Source organism: Kitasatospora sp. NPDC034533, from assembly GCF_055575155.1.
Map to the genome: position 1 here is coordinate 1 of NZ_JBVITE010000131.1, position 7,308 is coordinate 7,308.

General features: G+C 71.4%; 2 protein-coding genes. Both read left to right on the top strand.

The window, feature by feature from the left end; all coding sequences use genetic code 11:
• Window positions 1-2,274: non-ribosomal peptide synthetase (locus ACZ55U_RS38570; RefSeq protein WP_465534230.1), on the top strand; the 2,274-nt coding region annotated here is incomplete at its 5' end.
• The coding region (locus ACZ55U_RS38575; protein ID WP_465534232.1) for an amino acid adenylation domain-containing protein at window positions 2,274-7,308 on the top strand (5,035 nt) is incomplete at its 3' end. The genes ACZ55U_RS38570 and ACZ55U_RS38575, both read left to right, overlap by 1 nt.

Below are 7,308 nucleotides of genomic sequence, written 5' to 3' on the forward strand. Positions count from 1 at the left end.
GTGGCCGGGATGCGCGGCACGCTGGCGGCACTGCTGGAGCACGAGCACGCGCCGCTGACGCTGGCGCAGCGGGCAAGCGGGGTGGCGGGCGACGTTCCGCTGTTCAGCTCGCTGTTCAACTACCGGCACAGCACCGGCCGCGGGTCGAGGGTCGAGGGGATCAGGAGGGTGGCCGCCAGCGGGCGGACCAACTACCCGGTCACGGTCTCGGTCGACGACGACGGGGATCGCTTCGGGCTGAGCGTGGACGCGGTGGCCGAGGTCGACGGGCCTGCGGTGTGCGCGATGCTGCGCACCGCGGTGGATAGCCTGGTCGCCGCCCTGGAGCAGACTCTGGACGGCGGCTGCGACCTCCCGATGGGCGCGGTGCAGGTGCTGACCGCCGACGAGCGGCGCCGGGTGCTGGTGGAGTGGAACGAGGCCGCGGCCGAGATGCCGGCGCAGACGCTGCCGGAGCTGTTCCAGGCACAGGTGGCGCGGACGCCGGACGCGGTCGCGGTGGTGTCCGAGGGCGCCTCGGTGTCCTACCGGGAGCTGAACGAGCGGGCGAACCGGCTGGCGCGGCTGCTGGTCCGGCGCGGGGTGGGACCGGAGAGCCTGGTGGCGGTGGCGACGGACCGCTCGGTCGAGCTGGTCGTGGCACTGCTGGCGGTGCTGAAGGCGGGAGGCGCGTATCTGCCGGTGGATCCCGGATATCCGGCGGAGCGGATCGCCTATCTGCTGGATGACGCCCGTCCGGTGCTGCTGGTCACTACCGGACGGGTACGGGAGGCGCTGCCCGCCCACGGGACGGCCGAGATCGCGCTGGATGCGGTCGAGACCGTCACCGAGCTGGAAGCGTTGCCGTGCCGCGACCTGGCGGACGGCGAGCGCCTGACCGCGCTGACGGCGTCGCACCCCGCGTACGTGATCTACACGTCGGGGTCGACCGGTCGGCCGAAGGGCGTGGTGGTCCCGCACGCCAACGTGGTGGCGCTGCTGGCGGGGACGCGGGAGCGGTTCGGCTTCTCGTCTGATGACGTGTGGACGTGGTTCCACTCGTTCGCGTTCGACTTCTCGGTATGGGAGCTGTGGGGCTCGCTGCTGCAGGGCGGGCGGCTGGTCGCGGTGCCGTTCGAGGTCTCCCGGACGCCGGACGCCTTCCGGGAGCTGCTGGTCCGGGAGCGAGTGACGGTGCTGAACCAGACGCCGTCCGCGTTCTACCAGCTCGCCCAGGCCGACGAGCAGGCGCCCGACGGCGCGGGTGAACTCGCCCTGCGGGTCGTGGTGTTCGGCGGCGAGGCGCTGGATCTCGGTCGGCTGGACGCCTGGTACTCGCGCCACGGAGACACCGCGCCGCAGCTGGTGAACATGTACGGCATCACCGAGACGACCGTGCACGTCAGCTATGCCGCCCTCACCGCGGAGACCGCCAGGGCGGTCGGCGGGGCGAGTGTGATCGGTCGCGGACTCCCCGGTGCGCGGGTGCTGGTGCTGGACACGGCGCTGCGGCCGGTGCCGGTGGGCGTGGCCGGTGAGGTCTACGTGTCCGGTGTGCAGCTGGCGCGCGGATACCTGAACCGGCCCGGTCTGACGGCGGAGCGGTTCGTGGCGAACCCCTTCGAGGCCGAGGGCGCGCGCATGTACCGCACGGGCGACCTGGCCCGCTGGAGTTCCGAGGGCCGGCTGGAGTACCTCGGGCGCGCGGACGACCAGGTGAAGATCCGCGGGTTCCGGATCGAACTCGGTGAGGTGGAGGCGGCGCTGGCCGCGCTTCCGGCCGTCGAGCAGTCGGCGGTGGTCGTGCACGAGGCGGCCCAGGGTGACAAGCGCCTCGTCGGCTACCTGGTCGGCGCCTCGCTGGACGCCGCCGCGGTACGTGAGCAGGTGGCGCGGGTGCTGCCCGAGTACATGGTCCCGGCCACCCTCATGGTGCTGGACGCGCTACCGCTGACGGTGAACGGGAAGCTGGACCGCCGGGCACTACCCGCGCCCGAGTACACGGCGGGGGTCGGCCGCGGGCCGGCCACCCCACAGGAGAGGGCACTCTGCGAGGCGTTCGCCGAGGTCCTGGACCTGGAGAAGGTGGGCGTCGAGGACGACTTCTTCGCCCTGGGCGGCCACTCGCTGCTCGCCGTCCGCCTGATTGGCCGCATCCGCGTCGCGCTGGGCGTGGAGCTGACCCTGCGGGTGCTGCTGGACGCACCGACCGTCGCCGGACTGGCAGGCCGGCTCACCACGCAGAAGCCCGCGAGGACCGCGCTGCGGCCGATGCGCCGCCGGGAGGAGTCCTGATGTATCCGTTGTCATTCGCACAGCAGAGACTGTGGTTCGTCGAGCAGCTCGAAGGCCCGAGCGCCACCTACAACAGCTCGGTCACCATGCGGCTGCCCGCCGATGTGGACCCCGTGGCGCTGAACGCGGCCCTGTGGGACGTCCTGGACCGGCACGAGGTGCTGCGCACCGTGTTCGTCGAGGCCGACGGTCAGCCGTACCAGCGGATCCTCAAGCCGGACGAGCTGGTCTGGGAGCTGCGGCTCGCCGAGACCGCGCCGGCGGACCTGGCGGACGCGCTCGGCGACCGGACGCGGCAGGCGTTCGACCTGTCGGCCGAGGTCCCGATCCGGGCGACGATGTTCTCGGCGGGGGCGGACCGGGTGCTGCTCCTGGTGCTCCACCACATCGCCTGGGACGGTTGGTCGAAGGCCCCCCTGACCCGGGACCTCTCCACCGCCTACGAGGCGCGCCGGCAGGGCCGGGCACCCGAGTGGGACCCGCTACCGATCCAGTACGCGGACTACGCCCTCTGGCAGCGCGAGATGATCGAGGAGGAGCACGACCCGGACAGCCTGATATCCCAGCAGATCGCCTACTGGCGCAAGGCGCTGGCCGGCATCCCGGAGCAGCTGGAGCTGCCCTTCGACCACCCGCGTCCGGCGGCGGCCAGCCACCGCGGGTACTCGTCCGGGTTCGGCGCGTCGGCCGAGGTGCACGCCCGGCTGGTGGAGCTGGCGCGGGCCGAGGGCGCGACGCTGTTCATGGTGCTGCAGGCCGCGCTCGCGGTGCTCTTCTCACGGCTGGGCGCGGGCACCGACATCCCCCTCGGGGTGTCGGTGGCCGGGCGCGGCGACGAGGCGCTGAACGACCTGGTCGGCTTCTTCGTGAACACCCTGGTCATCCGTAGCGACCTGTCCGGCGATCCGACGTTCCGCGAGGTGCTCGCGCGCGTCCGCGAGGCCGGTCTCGTGGCCCTCGAGAACCAGGACGTGCCGTTCGAGAAGTTGGTGGAGGAGCTGGCCCCTACCCGCTCGCTAGCCCGCAACCCGCTGCACCAGGTACTGCTCATCATGCAGAACAACACCCGGCGGGTGGTGGATCCGGCGGACGGGCAGGCAGTGGAAGCCCTGACGGTGGCGTCGAAGGCCAAGAGCACCATGTCGAAGTTCGACATGGACCTCTCGGTCGAGGAGGCGTTCGATCCCGAAAGGCGCCCGGCCGGCCTGCACTGGGCGGTGACCGCGGCTGCGGACCTGTTCGAGCCGGAGTCGGTCGAGCGGATCGCCGAGTACTGGGCGCGGGTGCTGGCAGCCGTGGCGGACGACCCCGACGTGCCGCTCAGCGCGGTGGAGGTGCTGTCTGCGGATGAGCGGCGGCGGGTGTTGGTGGAGTGGAACGACACTGCGGTTGAGGTGTCGGCGGGGACGTTGCCGGGTCTGTTCGAGGCGCGGGTGGCTGCTTCGCCGGATGCGGTGGCGGTGGTGTTCGAGGGCGCGGAGGTGTCGTACGGGGAGTTGGATGCTCGGGCGAATCGGTTGGCGCGGTTGCTGGTGGATCGTGGTGTGGGGCCGGAGTGTGTGGTGCCGGTGGTCATGGAGCGGTCGGTGGAGATGGTGGTGGCGCTGCTGGGTGTGGTGAAGGCGGGTGGCGCGTATCTGCCGGTGGACCCGGAGCTGCCGGCGGAGAGGGTGGAGTATCTGCTGTCGGCGGCCACTTCGGCGGTGTGCGTGACGTCCGAGGTGGTGGTGGAGTCTGCCGGGTACTCGGCGGAGCCGGTTGACCGCGAGTTGAGGCCGGAGAGTCCGGCGTATGTGATCTTCACGTCGGGGTCGACGGGTCGGCCGAAGGGTGTGGTGGTTGCGCACGCGGGGATCGTGAACCGTCTGGTGTGGATGCAGGCGGAGTACGGGCTGACGGCGGCGGATCGGGTGCTGCAGAAGACGCCGTTCGGGTTCGACGTGTCGGTGTGGGAGTTCTTCTGGCCGCTGTTGGAGGGTGCGGCGCTGGTGGTCGCGCGTCCGGGTGGTCACCGGGATCCTGGGTACCTGGCCGAGTTGGTCCGGCGTGAGTCGGTCACTGTGACGCATTTCGTGCCGTCGATGCTGCGGGCGTTCCTGGCGGAGCCGGGTGCTGGTGCCTGCACGGGTCTGCGGGCCGTGATGTGCAGTGGTGAGGCCCTGAGTGCCGAGTTGCGTGACGCGTTTGCGCGCACGCTGCCCTCGGTGGGGCTGCACAACCTGTACGGGCCGACCGAGGCGTCGGTGGACGTGACCTCGTGGGTGTGTGCGGAGGATTCCGAGGGTGTGTCGGTGCCGATCGGGCGGCCGGTGTTCAACACCCGGGTGTACGTGCTGGACGCCCACCTCCAGCCGGTTCCGGTCGGTGTGCCGGGTGAGTTGTATCTGGCGGGTGTGCAGTTGGCGCGGGGGTACATGGGTCGCCCGGGTCTGACGGCCGAGCGTTTCGTGGCGAACCCGTTCACGGGCGATCGCATGTACCGCACGGGTGACCTGGCGCGCTGGAACGCCGGCGGCGCGCTGGAGTATCTGGGCCGCACCGACGACCAGGTGAAGCTGCGCGGTTTCCGCATCGAGCCGGGCGAGGTCCAGGCGGTGATCGCCGGCCACCCGGGGGTCGCGCAGGCGGCGGTGGTCGTGCGCGAGGACGCGCCGGGTGACAAGCGCTTGGTCGCCTATGTGGTGCCGGCTTCCGGCGACGGCCAGGAACTGCCGCAAGAAGTGCGGGAGCTCGCGGCGCGCGGGTTGCCGGAGCACATGGTGCCGTCGGCGGTGCTGGTGCTGGACGTGCTGCCGGTGACGCTCAACGGCAAGCTGGACCGTCGCGCGCTGCCCGCCCCGGATTACGCGGCCGTCGTGGGTGCGGGCCGTGGTCCGGCCACCCCGCAGGAGGAGCTTTTGTGCGCGGCGTTCGCGCAGGTCCTCGGACTGGAGCGGGTGGGCGTCGACGACGACTTCTTCGCCCTGGGCGGCCACTCGCTGCTCGCCGTCCGCCTGATCAGCCGCATTCGTGCGGTGCTGGGCGCGGAGCTGCCGCTGCGGGCACTGTTCGAGGCGCCGACCGTGGCACGTCTCGCGGCCCGGCTGGCCGACGCGGGTCAGGCCCGGGTGCCGCTGGTCGCCGGTGAGCGCCCGGAGCGGTTGCCGCTCTCCTTCGCGCAGCAACGACTTTGGATCGTCAGCCAGTTGGAGGGGCCGAGCGCCACCTACAATCTGCCGGTCGCGCTGAGGCTGTCGGGCGAGGTGGACAGGGTCGCGCTGGGTGCGGCGCTGCGGGACGTGCTGGGTCGCCACGAGGTGCTGCGTACGGTGCTGGCCGAGGCCGACGGTGAGCCCTGCCAGCGGATCCTGGAGCTGGACGAGCTCGACTGGGAGCTGGAACTGGTCGAGGTCGCCTCGGAGGAGCTGGCAGGTGCGGCTGCCGAGGCGGCGCGGCACGTGTTCGACCTGTCGGCGGACGTGCCGGTGCGGGCGTGGTTGTTCACCGCGGGCCCGGACGAGCACGTCCTGGTGCTGCTGGTGCACCACATCGCGAGTGACGGCTGGTCGATGGGCCCGATGTCGCGGGACATCGCGGCCGCGTATGCGGCGCGCTCGGAGGGCCGGGCCCCGGAGTGGGCGCCACTGCCGGTGCAGTACGCGGACTACGCCCTGTGGCAGCGCGAACTGCTCCGCGGGGCGGACGAACCGGGCAGTCTGCTGTCGCGTCAGGTGGCGTATTGGAGTGGGGCGTTGGAGGGTTCCCCGGAGGAGTTGGGGCTGCCGTTCGACCGTCCGCGTCCGGCGGTGGCGAGTCACCGTGGGCACACCGTGCCGATGGCCTTGTCGCCCGAACTGCACGTCCAGTTGGCCGAGTTGGCGCGGGCCGAGGGCGTGACCATGTTCATGGTGCTGCAGGCCGCGCTGGCGGTGCTGCTGTCCCGGCTCGGTGCGGGGACCGACATTCCGATCGGTGCGGCGGTGGCCGGGCGCACCGACGAGGCGCTGGACGACCTGGTCGGATTCTTCGTCAACACCCTGGTGGTACGAACGGACCTGTCCGGTGACCCCTCGTTCCGTGAGGTGCTGGGCCGGGTGCGGGAGGCCAGCCTGGGGGCGTTCGCTCACCAGGATGTGCCGTTCGAGCGTCTGGTGGAGGAGCTGGCGCCCACGCGCTCACTGGCCCGCAACCCGCTGTTCCAAGTGCTGCTCACCGTCCAGAACAACGCGCGGTCGGTGGCGCGGTTGTCGGGCGTGCGCGGTGGTGGCGGGGTCTCCATCACGAAGTCGGCGGTGAAGTTCGACCTGGATGTGATGGTGGGTGAGGTGTTCGATGCCGAGGGTCGGCCGGCTGGTGTGCGTGGTGCGGTGACGGCTGCGGCGGATCTGTTCGATCCGGAGTCGGTGGGGTTGCTCGCGGAGCGTTGGGCGCGGGTGCTGGCGGCCGTGGCCGCCGATGCGGACGTGCGGCTCGGTGCGGTGGATGTGTTGACCGTGGATGAGCGGCGTCGGGTGTTGGTGGAGTGGAATGACACTGCTGAGGTGGTGGGGTTCGCGCCGGTGCACGAGTCGTTCGCCGCTCAGGTGGAGCGGACGCCGGATGCGGTGGCGGTGGTCGCCGACGGTGTGGGGGTGTCGTTCCGCGAGCTGGACGAGAAGGCGAACCGGCTGGCGAACTACCTGGTGGCGCAGGGTGTTGGCCCGGAGTCGGTGGTCGCTCTGGCGTTGCCGCGTGGTGTGGAGATGATCGCGGCGATCCTGGCGGTGTGGAAGGCGGGGGCCGGGTATCTGCCGGTGGACCCGGCGATGCCGGCGGACCGGATGACGTTCGTGCTGCGTGACAGTCGAGCGGTGATGCTCCTCACCGATGAGGAGACGCTGGGCGACATGCCGGCCGGCAAGGTCCGGCTGGTCACGCTGGACGGCGGGCTGATGTCGGCGTATCTGGCGGCGGCCGCTACGACGGCGCCTGGGGTGTCGGTGGAGCCGGGTGGGTTGGCGTATGTGATCTATACGTCGGGGTCGACCGGGACGCCGAAGGGTGTGGCGGTGACGC